20 protein-coding genes are annotated in these 16,619 nt (G+C 64.8%); 9 read left to right on the top strand and 11 right to left on the bottom strand.

What is annotated here, in order from left to right; all coding sequences use genetic code 11:
- Window positions 1-96 precede the first annotated feature (96 nt).
- The 7 genes from V6B08_RS13445 (at window position 97) to V6B08_RS13415 (ending at window position 4,443) form a co-directional block, all read left to right on the top strand.
- On the top strand, window positions 97-393 hold the full coding sequence (locus V6B08_RS13445; RefSeq protein WP_341981702.1) for an accessory factor UbiK family protein: 297 nt from the start codon (window positions 97-99) through the stop codon (window positions 391-393).
- Between the two features lie 265 nt (window positions 394-658).
- Complete coding sequence (locus V6B08_RS13440) at window positions 659-1,165, top strand: type III secretion system chaperone family protein (protein ID WP_341981700.1); 507 nt, start codon at window positions 659-661, stop codon at window positions 1,163-1,165.
- A gap of 74 nt (window positions 1,166-1,239) precedes the next feature.
- A complete protein-coding gene (proC, locus tag V6B08_RS13435; protein WP_341981698.1) occupies window positions 1,240-2,040 on the top strand; it encodes a pyrroline-5-carboxylate reductase in 801 nt (266 codons plus the stop codon).
- A 78-nt stretch (window positions 2,041-2,118) separates the two neighbouring features.
- Entirely contained in the window at window positions 2,119-2,769 is a 651-nt protein-coding gene (locus V6B08_RS13430) for a TetR/AcrR family transcriptional regulator (RefSeq protein ID WP_341981696.1), read from the top strand.
- Window positions 2,770-2,934: 165 nt separating this feature from the next.
- The gene (locus V6B08_RS13425; RefSeq protein ID WP_341981694.1) at window positions 2,935-3,423 is read left to right on the top strand and encodes a phasin family protein; all 489 of its coding nucleotides are present in this window, start codon (window positions 2,935-2,937) and stop codon (window positions 3,421-3,423) included.
- A gap of 114 nt (window positions 3,424-3,537) precedes the next feature.
- Window positions 3,538-3,870, top strand: a complete 333-nt coding sequence (locus tag V6B08_RS13420) for a tRNA-binding protein (RefSeq protein WP_341981692.1) — start codon at window positions 3,538-3,540, stop codon at window positions 3,868-3,870.
- A 144-nt stretch (window positions 3,871-4,014) separates the two neighbouring features.
- Window positions 4,015-4,443 carry a DUF2914 domain-containing protein gene (locus tag V6B08_RS13415; protein WP_341981690.1) on the top strand — a complete coding sequence of 143 codons (429 nt, stop codon included), beginning with the start codon at window positions 4,015-4,017 and terminating at the stop codon, window positions 4,441-4,443.
- A gap of 13 nt (window positions 4,444-4,456) precedes the next feature.
- Here the strand turns inward: V6B08_RS13415 and V6B08_RS13410 are convergent, their stop codons facing one another.
- From V6B08_RS13410 to V6B08_RS13400, 3 genes are read right to left on the bottom strand one after another with little or no spacing between them, the layout of a single operon-like run.
- Window positions 4,457-5,767: an ATP-binding protein gene (locus V6B08_RS13410; protein WP_341981688.1), complete on the bottom strand. Its 1,311-nt coding sequence runs from the start codon at window positions 5,765-5,767 to the stop codon at window positions 4,457-4,459.
- A 5-nt stretch (window positions 5,768-5,772) separates the two neighbouring features.
- Window positions 5,773-6,498, bottom strand: a complete 726-nt coding sequence (locus V6B08_RS13405) for a response regulator (protein WP_341981686.1) — start codon at window positions 6,496-6,498, stop codon at window positions 5,773-5,775.
- Between the two features lie 11 nt (window positions 6,499-6,509).
- Window positions 6,510-7,004: a MarR family winged helix-turn-helix transcriptional regulator gene (locus tag V6B08_RS13400; protein WP_341981684.1), complete on the bottom strand. Its 495-nt coding sequence runs from the start codon at window positions 7,002-7,004 to the stop codon at window positions 6,510-6,512.
- 228 nt (window positions 7,005-7,232) lie between these two features.
- Between V6B08_RS13400 and V6B08_RS13395 the strand changes: the two genes are divergently transcribed.
- On the top strand, window positions 7,233-8,123 hold the full coding sequence (locus tag V6B08_RS13395) for a branched-chain amino acid aminotransferase (RefSeq protein WP_341981682.1): 891 nt from the start codon (window positions 7,233-7,235) through the stop codon (window positions 8,121-8,123).
- Between the two features lie 231 nt (window positions 8,124-8,354).
- Here V6B08_RS13395 and V6B08_RS13390 read toward each other — a convergent pair whose 3' ends face one another.
- From V6B08_RS13390 to uvrB, 8 genes are all read right to left on the bottom strand, one after another.
- Complete coding sequence (locus tag V6B08_RS13390) at window positions 8,355-8,915, bottom strand: PAS domain-containing protein (RefSeq protein ID WP_341981681.1); 561 nt, start codon at window positions 8,913-8,915, stop codon at window positions 8,355-8,357.
- Window positions 8,916-9,120: 205 nt separating this feature from the next.
- Window positions 9,121-9,585 (bottom strand): molybdenum cofactor biosynthesis protein MoaE, encoded by a 465-nt coding sequence (locus tag V6B08_RS13385; RefSeq protein WP_341981680.1) that lies wholly within the window; start codon window positions 9,583-9,585, stop codon window positions 9,121-9,123.
- Between the two features lie 3 nt (window positions 9,586-9,588).
- Window positions 9,589-9,843: a molybdopterin converting factor subunit 1 gene (gene moaD, locus V6B08_RS13380; protein WP_341981678.1), complete on the bottom strand. Its 255-nt coding sequence runs from the start codon at window positions 9,841-9,843 to the stop codon at window positions 9,589-9,591.
- Window positions 9,840-10,460, bottom strand: coding sequence for a CDP-diacylglycerol--glycerol-3-phosphate 3-phosphatidyltransferase (gene pgsA, locus V6B08_RS13375; protein ID WP_341981676.1), 621 nt, complete (start codon window positions 10,458-10,460; stop codon window positions 9,840-9,842). The genes moaD and pgsA overlap by 4 nt, the downstream gene beginning before the upstream one ends.
- A 69-nt stretch (window positions 10,461-10,529) precedes the next feature.
- The gene (uvrC, locus tag V6B08_RS13370; RefSeq protein WP_440588814.1) at window positions 10,530-12,512 is read right to left on the bottom strand and encodes an excinuclease ABC subunit UvrC; all 1,983 of its coding nucleotides are present in this window, start codon (window positions 12,510-12,512) and stop codon (window positions 10,530-10,532) included.
- A gap of 386 nt (window positions 12,513-12,898) precedes the next feature.
- Window positions 12,899-13,321: a dihydroneopterin aldolase gene (folB, locus tag V6B08_RS13365; RefSeq protein WP_341981674.1), complete on the bottom strand. Its 423-nt coding sequence runs from the start codon at window positions 13,319-13,321 to the stop codon at window positions 12,899-12,901.
- Window position 13,322: 1 nt separating this feature from the next.
- Window positions 13,323-14,105 (bottom strand): SDR family oxidoreductase, encoded by a 783-nt coding sequence (locus tag V6B08_RS13360; protein WP_341981672.1) that lies wholly within the window; start codon window positions 14,103-14,105, stop codon window positions 13,323-13,325.
- Entirely contained in the window at window positions 14,102-16,348 is a 2,247-nt protein-coding gene (gene uvrB / locus V6B08_RS13355) for an excinuclease ABC subunit UvrB (protein WP_341981670.1), read from the bottom strand. The genes V6B08_RS13360 and uvrB overlap by 4 nt, the downstream gene beginning before the upstream one ends.
- An 88-nt stretch (window positions 16,349-16,436) precedes the next feature.
- Between uvrB and V6B08_RS13350 the strand changes: the two genes are divergently transcribed.
- The coding region (locus V6B08_RS13350; RefSeq protein WP_341976798.1) for an NAD-dependent epimerase/dehydratase family protein at window positions 16,437-16,619 on the top strand (183 nt) is incomplete at its 3' end.

The following is a 16,619-nucleotide window of genomic DNA, read 5'->3' as shown; positions in this document are numbered from 1 at the left end:
CGGAAACTAGCATCCGGGGCGCTGCTTTCCAAGGCATTGGGCTTGCGGCATCGGGGTTTAGCGCCCATATAGCCTGTATCCATCAGGAGGCCTGCCATGCAATCCGACAACCGTGTGCTGAACGACCTGTCCAAGCTAGCCACCGGCGCGCTGGGTGCGCTGCAAGGGGTGAAGACGGATGTGGAACAGGCGTTCCGCCAGAAGCTGGAACAGGCGCTGGCCGGCATGGACCTGGTGCAGCGCGAGGAATTCGACGCCGTGAAGGCGATGGCCCAGGCGGCGCGGGAAGAGAATATCCAGCTTTCCGATCGCCTCGCCGCGCTGGAGGCGCGACTCGCCAAGCTGGAAACGCCGCCGCAGCCGCTGTCGCTCTCGGGCGGCGACGCGGCCTGATCGACACGACTCGGGCGCGTTAGAGTCGCATCCCGAGTCGCGGTGATTTACCCACAGTTTTGCGCCGCTTATCCCCGCCGTTTCATCGATTTATCGCAATTCCGCCCTTGCATGGGCGGGGGGCGCTGCATAACCTAAATCTATGGTGTTAACGCTTTCGCAACACCTAGATATGGGTTGGCCTGGGATATGGGTTTGCCAGGAACCGGTTCGCCGCCGGTTTCGTGCGTGGCCGGTTCCAAGAGTAGGTGGGGGGCGGTAGATCATGCGGCCATTGACCGAAGTGGATAACACCACCCGTCTGGGCAATCCCCTCGATTTGGTCGAGCATATCGTTTCCGAACAGGAATGGCCGTTCGAGCGCCAGGGTGCCGATGAACTGACCGTCGGCGTCTCAGGCCGCTACTGCGAGCACCAGCTCTGGTTCTCCTGGCGCGAGGAGCTCGGCGCGCTGAGCTTCACCTGCGCCTTCGATATGAAGCTGCCGCCGAACCGCAAGCGCGACCTGCATTCGCTGCTCGCTTACGTCAACGAAAAGGCGCTGATCGGCCATTTCGACTATTGGTCGGAAGAGGGCATGGTGGTGTTCCGCCAGGCCCTGCTGCTGCGCGGCGGCAACGGCGCCACGCCGGAGCAGATCGAGGACCTGATGGAAATCGGCCTGGGCGAATGCGAACGCTTCTACCCGGCTTTCCAGTTCCTGGTCTGGGGCGGCCGCACGCCGGAAGACGCGGTGGCGGCGGCGATGTTCGACACGGTCGGCGAAGCGTAAGGCGGCGAAGCCTAGAGCTTAACGTCGAAGCCTGATATCCAGGCCGTCCCGATAATCAAGCACGGATAGAAGCCATGACGGCGCGGATTCTCCTGGTCGGCTGCGGCAAGATGGGCGGCGCGCTGGTGCATGGCTGGCTGCGCCAGGGCATCCCGGCGAGCGATATCGTGGTGGTGGAACCCAACCCGGTCAGCGATCTGCCGGCTGCCGTGCGCCAGGCGCGCGATGCCGCTACTGTGCCCGGAGAATTCAGCCCCGATATCGTGCTGCTGGCGGTGAAGCCGCAGGTGATGGATGCGGTGGCGCCGGCCTATGGCCGCTATGCCGCGTCTGCTTGCTTCCTTTCGGTCGCGGCGGGCAAGACCGTGGCGACGCTGAACCGCCTGCTCGGCGGCCAGGCGGCCATCGTGCGCACCATCCCCAATACGCCGGCGGCAGTGGCCGAGGGCATCACCACCTGCTTTGCCGGGAATGGAGTTTCCGCCGCCCAGCGCGAGGCCTGCACCAGGCTGCTGGAAGCCGTGGGGCAGGTGGCCTGGGTGGAGCGCGAGGACCTGATCGATGCCGCCACCGCCGTGGCCGGGTCCGGCCCGGCCTATGTCTTCTGGCTCACCGAATGCATGGCGGCGGCGGGCGAGAAGGTCGGCCTGCCGGCGGAACTGGCGGCGCAGCTTGCCCGCGCCACGGTGCAGGGGGCCGGCGCGCTGATGAAGCAGAGCCCGGAAAGCCCGTCGCAACTGCGCAAGAATGTCACCAGCCCGAACGGCACCACCCAGGCGGCGCTGGACGTGCTGATGGCCGCCGATGGCCTCGACCCGCTGATGGCCCGCGCCGTGGCCGCTGCCGAAAAGCGCTCGCGGGAACTCGCCGGCTAGGCCACTTGCCTCGGCCCGCCGCAGACCCCACATTTATCGAAGCCCCCTATTTTGGAGCGGGGCGGCAGGAGCGTGGCCATGGCGAAGCGCAAAAGCAGCAAGACGGGTAAATCAGGCGCGGCGGCCGCTCCGGTGGATCCGGTCGATACCATGCTGAGCCTGGTGGCCACCACCGGCTGGCTCAACCTGTCGCTCGGCGCCGTGGCGCAGGAAGCCGGCTTGGGCCTTGCCGAACTCTACCGCCAATACCCCTCCAAGCTGGCGCTGCTGCGCGGCTTTGCCGCCCGTATCGACGCCGCCATGCTGGCCGCGCTCGGGCCGGGTGGGGCCGGCGAGGGCAGCGCCAAGGACAAGCTGTTCGAGGCGCTGATGGCCCGTTTCGACGCCCTGGCGCCCTATAAGGAAGCGGTGCGGATGTTGTCGCGCGATCTGCCGCGCGATCCTGTCGCCGCGCTCTGCTTTGCCGAGAGCGGGCTGGCCAAGGGGCTGGACTGGGCCCTGGCCTCGGCGCAGCTCGATGCCGCGGGCTGGCGCGGCGCCCTGCGGCGCAAGATCCTCGGCGCGGTTTATCTCGATACCCTGCGGGTCTGGCTCAAGGACGATACCGCCGATCTCAGCCGCACCATGGCGCATCTGGACAAGCGCCTGGGCCAGGCCGAGGCCCTGCTGAGCAACCAGGGGAGTTTGCGCGGGGTTTTCTCGCGTCTGCGAGAGAAAACCGCAAACTGATCAATAAGATACTGAAAAATCTGTAGATTTTATTTTGCTGCACTGCACAAAATTCCCTTGACCGGGTGCAGGGGCGTGCCTATATTCGCGGCATAGGTTTTTTCCGAGCACCGTCTCGCCCCCGTCCCAGACCCTGTTCAACACTATCCCCCGATGGAGCGTTCCATGACCAAGACCGAGTTCCCGTTCGCGGCTTTCGACTTCAGCAAGATGTTCGACGCCCAGAAGCTGTTCGACCCCGCCAAGATGTTCGACACCCAGAAGATGTTCGGCGAGTACAAGCTGCCGGGCTTCGATGCCGAGGCGCTGGTCGCCGCGCAGAAGAAGAATCTGGAAGCCATCGCCAGCGCCAACAAGAAGGCGTTCGACGGTTATCAGGCGCTGGCCAAGCGTCAGGCCGAACTGTTCCAGCAGTCGATCGACGAAGTGCAGGCCCAGGTCAAGGATGTGATGGCCAAGGGTGCCAAGGACGTCAACCCGACCAAGCAGGCCGAGCAGGTCAAGGCCGCCGTCGAGAAGGCCTTGGTCAACCTCAAGGAACTGGCCGAAATGGCGGCCAAGACCAATGCCGAGACCTACGAGACCCTGAACAAGCGCGCCACTGAAGTGGTTGAGGAAGTGCGCGCCGCTTTCGCCAAGCTGGGCGCCCACTAAGCAGCCAGAGTAGCTTAAGCAGTCAGACTATCGACAGCAGCCAGTAAATCGGTTCAAACAGCGGGCGGGAGGCAACTCCCGCCCGTTTTGTTTTCGCTTGAGACAGGTCGCGTCATGATCAGCATTGATGACTTCCACAAGGTTGATATCCGCGTCGGTACCATTGTCGGTGCCGAGCCGTTTCCCGAGGCGCGCAAGCCGGCGATCAAGTTGAAGGTGGATTTCGGGCCGCATATCGGCGTGAAGAAATCCTCGGCGCAGATCACGGCGCATTACACACCGGATGCTCTGATCGGGCGGCAGGTGATCGCGGTGGTGAATTTCCCGCCGCGCCAGATCGGGCCGTTTCTCTCCGAGGTGCTGGTGTTGGGCCTGCCAGATACGCAAGGTCAGGTAGTGTTGCTTGGTCCGGATCAACGCGTGGAGAATGGTGGCCGCATGTTCTGAGGCAGGGCTGCACGGGGGCATGGGTTGACCCCCGCGCCAATGCCGCAGACAATCGGGCCACAGACAATCAGGCAAAACCGCCAACAAGCAACCGCCCAACAAGCAACCGCGCCGTCTCGCGCTTCATCGCATCGCCCCATCACCATGCTGCGTCTTCTGCCTTTCTTCGCCATCCCCTGCCTGTTTGCTTGGCCGGTTCTCGCCCAGGCGCAGACTGCGGCACCAGCCGAGCATGATTGCGTGGTGCGCCAGTTCGTCACTGCGCGACAGGTGAACAATCTCGAGCCGCAGGGCGAGGTGGAGCGTTACGAGGCCGGCACCGAGCGCGGCTATGCCTTTGCCCGGCTTGACTGCACCAATGTGGGCAGCGGCGAAACCTTCTATTTCCGCTGGATGCAGGGCGACCGCGAAGTCGCCAAGTCGCGCGCCCGCGTCGATGTCAGCCGCAACTGGCGCATCTGGTCGCAAATTCGGCTTTCTCCCGGCGAGTGGGTGGTGCAGTTGCAGGACAGCGCCGGCCGCGTGCAGGCCGAGCGCAAATTCAGCGTCGCCGCACCGGCAGCAACGGAATAATCGAAGCCAGACGCTACAGCGGCAGCTTGATGCAGACGCGCAGGCCGCCGAGCGGTGAGTCGCGCAGGCTGATATCGCCGCCATGGGCCAGCACGGCATCGCGGGCGATGGAGAGGCCGAGGCCAGCATTGCCCTGGCCGGAATAGCGCGCCGGGTCGGCGCGGTGGAACGGGCGGAACACCTTGTGCCGCTCCTTCTCCGGGATGCCGGGGCCATTGTCGTCGACATGGATTTCGATACCACCCGGCACCGCGACGCTTTCCACCCGCACCTTGCTGCCATAGCGCAGCGCATTCTCCACCAGATTGGCGAGCGCGCGTTTGAAGCCCAGCCGGCGCAGCGGCAGCACGGGTGCGCTTTCCACCGACATATCGACCTGCCGGCCGCTGCGGCGTACATCATCGGCCACCTCGCGCAGCAGGTCGCCGAGGTCGGTCGGCTCGGTGCTCTGTTCGGTCTGGCCGCGCGCGAAGGCGAGGTAGGCGTTGATCATGGTTTCCATTTCGGCCAGATCGCGCTTCAACTCGTCGGCCTCGGCATCCTGCTCCATCATGGAAAGCTGCAGCTTCATCCGGGTGAGCGGCGTACGCAGATCGTGGCTGACACCGGCCAGCATCTCGGTACGTTCGCGGATATGGCGGCGGATGCGGTCGCGCATTGCCAGGAAGGCCAGCGCCGCAGCGCGCACCTCCGTAGCGCCCGAGGGCCGGAAGCCAGGCATGTCGCGGCCTTTGCCGAAGGCATCGGCGGCCTGCGCCAGGCGGCGGATCGGGCGGATCTGGTTGCGCATGAAGACAGCGGCGATGCCGAGCAGCAGCAGCGAGCCGCCAGCCATCCACATGATGAAGATATAGGTGGAGGTGGAATACACCCGCTTGGCGCGGGCCAAAGTCACCATCAGCCCCTCGGGCAGTTCCACCAGCACGGCGATATTGTCGTCGCCGCGCTGGGTGTCGATGGCGAAGGGCTCGTCGATGATCTCGGACAGGGCCTGGTTCAGCATGCGGTCTAGGATCGACCAGTTGCGCGGCGGCGGCAGGTCGGTGGGCAGCTTGGCGCCGGGCAGCACGCGCACCTCGATCTGCATCCGCGCATAAGCCAGCGAGACATACTCATCGAATTGCGGCGTGCCCTTGGTGCGCTCGTAGATCTCGATCATCATGCCGATATCGCCGGCCAGGCCGAGCGCCAGACGGCGGCTGACGGTATCCCAATGGCGTTCGTAGAAGGCATAGGTGACGATGCCCTGCAGCGCCAGCACCGGGATCACCAGCATCAGCAGCCAGCGGCCGAACAGGCTGCGTGGCAGGATGCGTTTCAGCATGAGGCTTATTCCGCCCAGAGCACGTAGCCCTCGCCCCACACCGTTTGCAGGTAGCGTGGGTTGCGCGGGTCTTCCTCGATCTTGCGGCGCAGCCGCGTGATCTGCACATCGACGGCGCGGCTTTCGCTGGCCGAGGCATTGCCGCTGGCGGCGGTGCTACCCTGGCCATCGGCGGCCAGCGCGGCCCGTGGCACCGTGGCACCGGGCCGGCGGGCCAGCACACGCAGCAAGGCGGCTTCGCCCGTGGTGAGCGGCACGATCTCTTCGCCGCGCTTCAACTCGCCGCGCACGATATCGAACTGGAAATCGCCGAAATGCACCGGCTTGGCCGAAGGCGCCACCGGGGCGGCACGCTGCGCGCGGTTCAGGATTGCCTGGATGCGCAGCACCAGCTCGCGCGGCTCGAAGGGCTTGGGCAGATAATCGTCGGCGCCGCTTTCCAGGCCGGTGATGCGGTCCTCGGCCTCGCCGCGCGCGGTCAGCAGCACCACCGGCACGCTGTTGCCGGTCTTGCGCAGGCCGGCGACGAAATCGAAACCGTTCTGCCCCGGCATCATCACATCGACAATCAGCAGATCGAAGGTGACGGCGGCCAGCTTGGCGCTGGCATCCTCGGCGCTGTCGGCGCCGGTGACGCGGAAGCCGGCATTGCTGGTGAGATAGCGTGTCAGCAGCGTGCGGATACGCTCGTCGTCGTCGATGACCAGGAGATGCGCCTGCTCGCCGCCCATCGCCCGCTCCGTCAGCGCCGCTGGATCGAGCGCAGGACCGCCGCCCGCGCCGGTTCGTCGATCAGGCCGGCCAGCACCTTGCGATAGCCGGCCACGGCCTCGGCGCCAGCCTCGCGATAGGCCTCGGCCACCTTGGCCTGCTGCACGGCGCTGATCTGGCGTTCCAGGTTGCGGCCGGCCTCGGTGAGGAAAAGCTGGCGTTGGCGGCGGTCGCGCGTGCCCTGCTGCTGACGCACGAAGCCGCCTTCGATCAGTGCCGACAGCACACGCGAGAGGCTCTGCTTGGTGATGCGCAGGATGCTCAGCAATTCCGCCACCGTGATGCCGGCATGGCCGCCGATGAAATGCAGCGCCCGGTGATGCGCCCGGCCGAAGCCATACTGGTCGAGGATCTCATCCGGGCCGCGGGTGAAGTCGCGGTAGGCGTAGAACAGCAGCTCGATGCCCTGGCGCAACTCGTCCTCGCGCAGAAACAACGGGTTGGCCATGGTTTTGAGGTCGCTCATGGCTTCGTATATGGGGCAAGGACCGGAGTCGCCGCAAGGCCAAGTGCAGGCCGGGGAGGGCGGGAGAGCAAAAAATATGGCAGGGATGTTGACATACTTTGATCATAATGTTACCTGATTGGCAAATATCGGGTAATATTAGTACCCGATTGATGCATTTGGCGACAATTGCTTAGGCGAGTGGCAGTATTTCGCCGGGCAAAAGCGAAGCAGCGCAGGAGCGTAACCATGAGCACTCAATCCTATGACGATCGCGATGGCTGGGTCTGGTATGACGGCGGCTTCATCCCCCACCGGGAAGCCAAGCTGCATGTACTGAGCCATGCGCTGCATTATGCCTCGGCGGTGTTCGAGGGCGAGCGCGCCTATGACGGCGAAGTGTTCAAGCTGACCGAGCATAGCCAGCGCCTGATCGATTCCGCCAAGCTGCTGGACTTCGAGATTCCCTACACCCTGGAGCAGATCGACCAGGCGACCCGCGATACCGTGGCCAAGAACGGTTTCCGCGACTGCTACATCCGCCCGATTGCCTGGCGCGGCTCCGAGATGATGGGCGTTTCCGCCCAGAGCTCGAAGATCCATCTGGCGATTGCCGTGTGGGAATGGCCGAGCTACTTCTCGCCGGAAGCCAAGATGAAGGGCATCCGCCTGCAGCTCAGCGACTGGCGCCGCCCGGCCCCGAACACTGCGCCGACCAAGGCGAAGGCGGCGGGCCTGTACATGATCTGCACGCTCTCCAAGCATAAGGCCGAGCGCGATGGCTACCAGGATGCGCTGATGCTCGATTGGCGCGGCCAGGTGGCGGAAGCCACCGGCGCCAACGTGTTCTTCGCCAAGGACGGCAAGCTGCATACCCCGATCCCGGATTGCTTCCTGGATGGCATCACGCGCCGCGCCGTCATCGCGCTGGCCAAGGCACGCGGCATCGAGGTGATCGAGCGCGTGATCCAGCCGGAAGAAATGAGCGGCTTCTCCGAATGCTTCCTCACCGGCACCGCTGCCGAGGTGACGCCGGTTTCCGAGATTGGCCCGTACCGCTTCACCCCGGGCCCGCTCTGCAAGCAGATGATCGATGCCTTCGAGGGCGCCATCCGCCCGCGCAAGGCGGCGGCGGAGTAGGACGCATACCGCATTCCCCCGGACTAGCGCCGGAGGCACTTGAGTTGCGATGCCCGGGCCAACACCCGGGCATTTGCATTTCCTACCACGTCATGGTCCGCGAACGCGGACCATGACGGTACTAGCTGAGTTCCGTCCCCCTCGCGAACGCGAGGGTCCCATTACAGACAGCAAAAATGGGTTTCCCGCTTTCGCGGGAATGACGAAATAGGTGGGTATGATGAAGCAGGCCTAGTCCAGCAGCAGCGGGTGGACGCGTTCGTAGTCGAACTGGCGGATGACTTCGCCATGTTGCAGCGCTTCGCCGACCAGGCCGCCGAGCAGCATGTCGACGCCATGGCCATCGGACGAGAGCGGCGCCAGCACGGTCTCGAATTGCAGCACGCGGTTGCTCGGCTGCACGACGTAATGCCCGGCGGCGAAGGCGGGGCCGCGCGTATCCACCGGGATCGAGAAGAAGCCGAAGACTTTCGAGGCGCGGTCGGCGAACAGGCCTTCATTCACCCATTGGCTGGTGCTCTCGCGGCCCATCTGCTGCACGATGCCGGTGCCGACCAGGCGGAACTGGAAGCGGCGCGGATTGCTGTAGACATTGATCAGCGACACGCAGCTAAGGAAACCGACCATGTCGTCGGGCCGCAGATCGCGCCGCGCTGGCAGCATGCCGTTGCGTTCGCGGGTCTTGTCGCGCCAATAGGCGAGCAACGTACGCAGCGAATCGGTGCGCAATACATCAGTGGTCACGCTCGGCGCGAACGTCGCCGGCGGTGCAGCCGTCAGCGGCTGACTCACGGCCACGCTCCGCCTGGCCGGTTATTACCTTTGCCCCACATCCCTGTCGGTCCTCTGAACCCCCACCCCTGAGGGCCGCGAACGCTAGCATGCGGGCCTGCAATGGGACAATTGAAAATGAAACGCCGGTTGCAGGGGGCGGTTTGCGGCCTGCGAGCATCCTGGCCGGGATTATCACCGCCTCGATTACTCGCGGAGCGGTCCACTAGTCCTGGGACCAACGCTGTGCCGCCGCATCATCCTCGGCCTTGGCGGCAACCCAGCGGCGCTCCCCGGCGGCTTCCTCCAGCTTCCAGAACGGCGCCTTGGTTTTCAGCCAGTCCATCAGGAAGGCGCAGGCCTCGAAGGCGGCCTGGCGGTGCGCGGAAGCAGCGATCACCAGCACGATGCGGTCGCCGGGCAGCAGCTTGCCATAGCGGTGGATCACCAGGCAGGCATCCAGCGGCCAGCGGTTCCAGGCTTCCGCCGCGATGGCCTCGAGCTGGCGTTCGGTCATGCCGGGATAATGCTCCAGCGTCAGGCTGGACTGACCCATACCGTCAGGCGCGATGTCACGCACCAGGCCGGTGAAGCTGACCACGCCGCCGATCTGGTGCCGGCCGCGTGTCAGGCGCTCCATCTCGGCGCCGATATCGAAATCCTCGCGCTGGACGCGGATTTCCGGCTGCATGCTCTAGCCCCCGGTGACCGGCGGAAACAGCGCCACTTCATCGCCGGGCTTCACCGCATCGTCGCTGCGGGCGTAATCCTGGTTCACCGCCACGCGCACCATGGCCGGATCGGTGAGGGCGCGCTGATATTCCGGGCCGCGCTGGCGCAACCAGTCGAGCAGGGCGCCGACGGTGGTGATACTGGCGGGCAGCGCGAGCGATTCCTCCGCCAGCCCGATGCGTTCACGCAACGTAGCGAAATACAGCAGCTTGATCATTCCGCGGCTTTCGAGTCATTGCCATTGCCCGACTTGGCATCGGCATCGCTTTTCGCCGCATCGCTCGCCGCCATGTGGCGCAGGCCGGTGATCAGATAATCCCAGCCGGTATAGAGCGTGAGGATGGCGGCGATCCAGATCAGCACCTCGCCGATGAAGCGGGCATGAAGCCAGGCGAAGGCATAGTCGCCGACGATCAGGAAGCCGAGCGCGATGAGCTGCGCCGTGGTCTTCCACTTCGCCAGCCGGCTCACCGGCACCTTGACGCGCAGCTCGGCAAGGAATTCGCGCAGGCCCGTCACGGTGATCTCGCGGCACATGATCACCACGGCGGCGAGGCAGGTGATGCGGTCAATGCGCTCGAAGGCAATCAGCATCAAAATCACGGCGCAGACCAGCAGCTTGTCGGCGACCGGATCGAGGAAGCGGCCGAGATTCGACATCTGGCCCCATTTGCGCGCCAGGTAGCCATCGAACCAGTCGGTGATGCCGGCGGCGGCGAACAGCGCCAGTGGCACCCAGGCGCTCCAGGCGCCGGGCAGGTAGAAGGCGGCGCAGATTGCCGGGATGGCCAGGATGCGCGAGAGGGTAAGCAGGTTGGGCAGGCTGCTCAGCATGGCCGGATTATCGCATACCGCCGCGCTTTAGCACAGGCTCGGGCCGCATCCAGGCCGCCATGGAAAGGCCTAGCCGCCATGGAAATGATCATAGATTTTCTTCGCCACCGCCTTGCTGATGCCCGGCGCGGCTTCCAGGTCGGAGAGGCCGGCGCGGGCCACATCCTTGGCCGAGCCGAAATGCAGCAGCAGGGCCTTTTTCCGTGAGGCGCCAATGCCGGCGATTTCATCCAGCGGCGAGCGGAACTGGTCCTTGGCGCGCTTGGCGCGGTGGGTGCCGATGGCAAAGCGGTGCGCCTCATCGCGCAGTCGTTGCAGGAAGAACAGCACCGGGTGGCGCGGTTCCAGCATGAACGGCTCGCGGTTCGGCAGGAAGAACTGCTCGCGCCCGGCATTGCGCTCCGGCCCCTTGGCGATCGCCACCACCGGCTGTTCCGGGATGCCGAGATCCTGCAGCACCTGCATCGCCGCCGCCAACTGGCCGCGGCCGCCATCGATCACGATCAGGTCCGGCCATTCGCCTTCGTTGCGCTGGCGCGTCGCGGGTGTTTCCAAAGCCTCGCCATTCTCGCCGGCGGCTTCGGTTTCGGCTTCAGTTTCAGGAAGGGCCTCGGCCTCGGCCTCGGCTGCGGCGTCCGCTTCGAGGCTCTTTTCCTTAAGCAGGCGCTGGAAGCGGCGGGTCAGCACCTCGCGCATCATGCCGTAATCGTCGCCCGGCACCAGGTCCTCGCTGCGGATGTTGAATTTGCGGTAGGCCGATTTGCGCAGGCCCTCGGGCCCGGCCACGATCATGCCGCCGACCGCATGGCGGCCCTGGATATGGCTGTTGTCGTAGACCTCGATACGCGCGGGCGGCGCTTCCAGGGCGAACAGCGCGGCGACGCCGGCGAGCAATTCGCGCTGGGTGGCGCTTTCCGCCATCTTGCGCCGCAGCGCATCGCGCGCGTTGTTGATGGCATGCTCCACCAGGTCGCGCTTGGTGCCGCGTTGCGGTATCGCCACCTCCACCTTGAAGCCGGCATGCTGGCTCAGCGCCTCGGCGATCAGTTCCACATTCTCTACCGGGTGGCTCAGCAGGATCAGTTTCGGCGGTTCGCGCTGGGCATAGAACTGGCCGATGAAGGCATCCAGCACGTCGCCGATCTCGACATCGCGGGCATGAGACGGGAAATAGGCGTGGTTGCCGAAATTCTGCCCGGCGCGAAAGAAGAAAATCTGCACGCAGACCTGGCCGCCTTCGGCATGGGCGGCGATCACGTCGGCATAGTCGATGCCGGTGAGGTTGACGTCCTGCTTCTGGCTGATATGCGCCAGGGCGCGGATGCGGTCGCGCAATTCCGCTGCTGTCTCGAAATCCAGCCGCTCGCTGGCCGCCTGCATGCGCTGCTGCCATTCGGTGAGCACCGCGCGGTTGCGGCCCGAGAGGAAGTCGCGCGCCTCATCCACGATGCCGCTATAGCCCGCCGCATCAATGCGGCCGACGCAGGGCGCACGGCAGCGTTTGATCTGATACTGCAAACACGGGCGGGCACGGCTGGCGAAATCGCTGTCGCTGCAGTTGCGCAGGGGGAAGGCGCGGGCCAGCGCATGCAGCATGGTATTGACCGCACCGGTGGAAGCGAAGGGGCCAAAATAATCGCCAGGAATATTGCGCGCGCCGCGATGCTTGGTGATGCGCGGGAATTCATGGTCGCGGGCAACCAGGATATAGGGAAAAGACTTGTCGTCTTTCAGCAGCACGTTGAAATGCGGCTGCAACTGCTTCACCAGGTTGGCTTCGAGCAGCAAGGCTTCCGCTTCGGTATGCGTCACCGTAACGTCGACGCGCATCACCTGGCGCACCATGCGCTGTATACGGATGCTCAGGCCGTTCAGCTTCGCGTAGTTGGCGACACGCTTGCGCAGGCTGCGCGCCTTGCCGATATAGAGCACAACGTCGTTCGCACCGATCATGCGATAGACGCCAGGACCCAGCGGCAGGTTTTTCAGACTTTGCTGGATAACCGCCGCGCCGCGCTCAAGCCCGCTCGGCAACGCCTCATCGCTGGGCATTTTTCCGGGCATTCCGGCGTCTGATTCGATCCGCTCCGACTCGCTCATGCGCAGCTTGCTGGCTCAGAAAATCCAATGATTACACGGCCTTGACGAAAGCGCCCCAAGCCTGTGGATAACTTTGTGGGGAAACTATCCCCATATTGTGGTTTTCTCCACCGGGAACCCGGCAAAGGCTGTATGCGTCACATCCGACCCTGCGTACAAGCTGTTGTTCTGCACGGGCTTTCCCGGCTTATCCACAGCGTTGCGGCGGACTGACATAAATTTGGTGCATCGCAACAAGCGGGGCCGGGCGCTGTGTACAAACCTCGGGTCGGGATTCGAACTCGCCCTCAAAGTCAAGGTCGATATCGGCGGGCAATACAAATTCCTTTTGAGGAAAATCAGCCTGCAACCCGTTCAATTTCAACGCCCACACCGGCGGCGGCAGATATCGCGTCCGGCTTCTCCACCCTAACGCGCGTGCGCTGCACGCGAGGATCGGCAAGGCACAGTTGCGCCAGCTTTTCGGCCAGGGTTTCCACCAGATCGATATGGCCTTCCTCAAGCAATACCTTGGTGCGGTTCACCAGTTGCTCGTAGCAGACCACGTCGGCATAGCCGCTCGGCGGTTCGCCGGGCGTCTCCTGCACCCACAAGTCGAGATTGATCACAACCCGCTGGCGGTGTTCGCGCTCGGCATCATAGATGCCGATGCTGGCCATCAGGGTAAGGTCGCGCACGAAGACGCGGCGCAGGGTTTTCGCCGGCAGCGACGGCAGCGGAAAATCGGCCCAGACGGCACGGGCGCGGTCGTGAATGGTCATCTCATTCCTCCGGATCGGTGGCGGCACCGGTTCCGGGTGACGGCCAGGGCAGATGCTGGCCGCCATCCAGGGCGATCATTTGGCCGGTCATGGCCGGCGCGTCAAGCAGGAACAATACCCCTGCGGCGATCTCTTCCGGGTGTGCGCCGCGCTGCAGCGGCGTCGAGCGCCATTGCTGGGCGAATTGTTCCGCCGACTGGCGGCTGCTCGGCAGCACCGGGCCGGGCCCGATGCCGTTGACGCGGATACGCGGCGCCAGCGCCATGGCGAGCGTCTGGGTCAGGGTCCACAGCCCGGCCTTCGACAACGTGTAGGTGGCGAAATGCGGCGTCAGGCGCCAGACCCGCTGATCGATGATATTGACGATATTGCCGGCGACGCCCTGCGGCAGGGCGGCGGCGAGTGCCTGGGCGAGAAAGAACGGCGCGCGCAGGTTGGCATCCATGTGGCGCTGCCAGGAGGCGAGGTCGGCGCTGTCGATGCGGTCATACTCGAACAGCGAGGCATTGTTCACCAGCAGCGATACCGGCCCCAATGCGGCGGCTGCCTCGGGCAGCAGTTTCAGCACCGCGTCATGGTCGCCGAGATCGGCCTGGATGGCGGCAGCGCGGCCACCGCGCGCGGCAATCTCGGCCACCACCGCCTCGGCCTCGGCGCGCGATTGATTGTAATGCACCGCCACGGCATAGCCGCGTTCGGCCAGCGCCAGCGCGATGGCGCGGCCGATGCGCACGGCGCCGCCGGTGACTAAAGCCGTGGGGGCTTTGCTGTCGATGGTGCTCATCGCCGCTTGCCGCTGCCGCGATAGGTGCGTTTGCTGCCGGCGCGGCCGGCGGTGGAGCGCCCGCCAGGACGCGGCGCGGTATAGGTGGCGGCGTCTTCCGCCAGGCCGAGCGGCTTGCGCACCACCATGGTACCGGGCAGTTCCAGTTCGCTCAATTCCAGGCGCTTGATCTCGTCGCGCAGCCGGGCGGCTTCCTCGAATTCCAGGTTGCCGGCGGCCTCGCGCATGCGCTTCTCCAACTCGGCGAGATGGGTCTTGAGATTGTGGCCGACCAGATGACCGTCGCTGGCATGCTCCACGTCCACGGTATAGTGGTCCTGCTCGTAGACGCTTTGCAGGATATCGCCGATCTGGGTACGCACGCTTTCCGGCGTGATGCCGTGGGCGGCGTTATAAGCCTGCTGCTTGGCGCGGCGACGGTCGGTCTCGTCCAGCGCGCGGCGCATCGAATTGGTCATCTTGTCAGCATAAAGGATGACGCGGCCATCGACATTGCGCGCGGCGCGACCGATGGTCTGGATCAGCGAGGTCTCGCTGCGCAGGAAGCCTTCCTTGTCGGCATCCAAAATCGCCACCAGGGCGCATTCCGGGATGTCGAGGCCCTCGCGCAGCAGATTGATGCCGATCAGGATGTCAAACACGCCGAGCCGCAGGTCGCGCAGGATTTCGATGCGTTCCAGGGTGTCGATGTCGGAATGCAGGTAGCGCACCTTCATGGCGTTGTCGTTGAGGTATTCGGTCAGGTCCTCGGCCATGCGCTTGGTCAGGGTGGTCACCAGCACGCGATAGCCCTTGGCGATCACCTTCTTGCATTCGCCGAGCAGGTCGTCGACCTGATGCTCCACCGGGCGGATTTCCACCGGCGGATCGGTCAGGCCGGTCGGGCGGATCACCTGTTCCGAGAACACGCCGCCGGTGCGCTCCATTTCCCATTTGCCCGGCGTGGCGGAAACGAACACGCTCTGCGGCCGGAAAAGATCCCATTCCTTGAAGCGCAGCGGCCGGTTGTCGATGCAGGAGGGCAGGCGGAAGCCGTATTCCGCCAGCGTCGCCTTGCGCCGGAAGTCGCCCCGGAACATGCCGCCGATCTGCGGCACGGTGACATGGCTTTCATCCACGAATAGCAGCGCGTTATCCGGCAGGTATTCGAACAGGGTCGGCGGCGGCGCACCCGGCGGCCGGCCGGTGAGATAGCGCGAGTAATTCTCGATGCCGGCGCAGGCGCCGGTAGCCGCCATCATTTCCAGATCGAAGCTGGTGCGCTGCTCCAGCCGCTGCGCTTCCAGCAGCCGGTTCGAGCGGGTCAGTTCGTCCAGGCGCAGCTTGAGGTCCACCTTGATCAGCTCGATAGCCTGCTGCAGCGTCGGCTTCGGCGTCACATAGTGGCTGTTGGCATAGAGCTTCACGCTCTTCATCTCGCCAGTGCGCTGGCCGGTCAGCGGATCGAATTCGACGATGCTTTCCAGTTCGTCGCCGAACAGCGACAGGCGCCAGGCGCGGTCTTCCATATGGGAGGGGAAGATTTCGATGCCGTCGCCACGCACGCGGAAAGCGCCGCGCTGGAAGGCGGCATCGTTGCGGCGGTATTGCAGTTCCACCAGGCGGCGCAGCAGCAGGTCGCGATCCAGCATCTTGCCGGCTTCCAGCGCCAGGGTCATGGCGGTGTAGGTTTCCACTGAGCCGATACCGTAGATGCAGGAAACCGAGGCGACGATGATCACATCGTCGCGTTCCAGCAGCGCGCGCGTCGCCGAGTGGCGCATGCGGTCGATCTGCTCGTTCACCGCCGCGTCCTTCTCGATATAGGTGTCGCTGCGTGGGACGTAGGCTTCCGGCTGGTAATAGTCGTAATAGGAGACGAAGTATTCCACCGCGTTGTTGGGGAAGAAGTTCTTCATCTCGCCATAGAGCTGGGCGGCCAGGGTCTTGTTCGGCGCCAGGATCATCGCCGGGCGGCCGGAGCGGGCGATGATCTGGGCCATGGTGAAGGTCTTGCCGGAACCGGTGACGCCGAGCAGCACCTGGTCGCGTTCGCCCTTGGCTGCCCCCTCGGTCAGTTCCGCGATGGCGGTCGGCTGGTCGCCGGCCGGCTCATAGGGGGCCTGCAGGTCATAGGCGATGCCGCCCTCGCTCTTGTCCGGGCGTTCCGGGCGATGGGGCAGGAATTCCGGGAAATTCGCGTCCGCGAAACGGTCCGGATCCTCGATCTCGCGCTCGATGCTCAGGGTCTGTGCTTTGGCCATGGCGCAGAATATGGCGTGCCTGGGCGCGTCTGGCGAGTCCGGGCTGTCCGGGTTATACAGGGGGACTATTTTTGGGAGATTTTCGGCGATGACGGTAATCGTGACCGGTGGTGCCGGGTTCATCGGCTCGGCGCTGGTGCGGCAGCTCAATGCGGCTGGCGAGTCGGTGGTGACGGTGGACAAGCTGACCTATGCCGCCAACCTGGACAACATCGCCAACCTGCCCAATCCCGGCCTGCACCGCTTCGTGCAGCTCGATATCTGCGACCGC

This window comes from Ferrovibrio sp. MS7 (genome assembly GCF_038404985.1).
In the GTDB taxonomy this organism is placed as follows: Bacteria; Pseudomonadota; Alphaproteobacteria; order Ferrovibrionales; family Ferrovibrionaceae; genus Ferrovibrio; species Ferrovibrio plantarum.
This window is presented reverse-complemented; position numbering and strand designations above follow the sequence as displayed.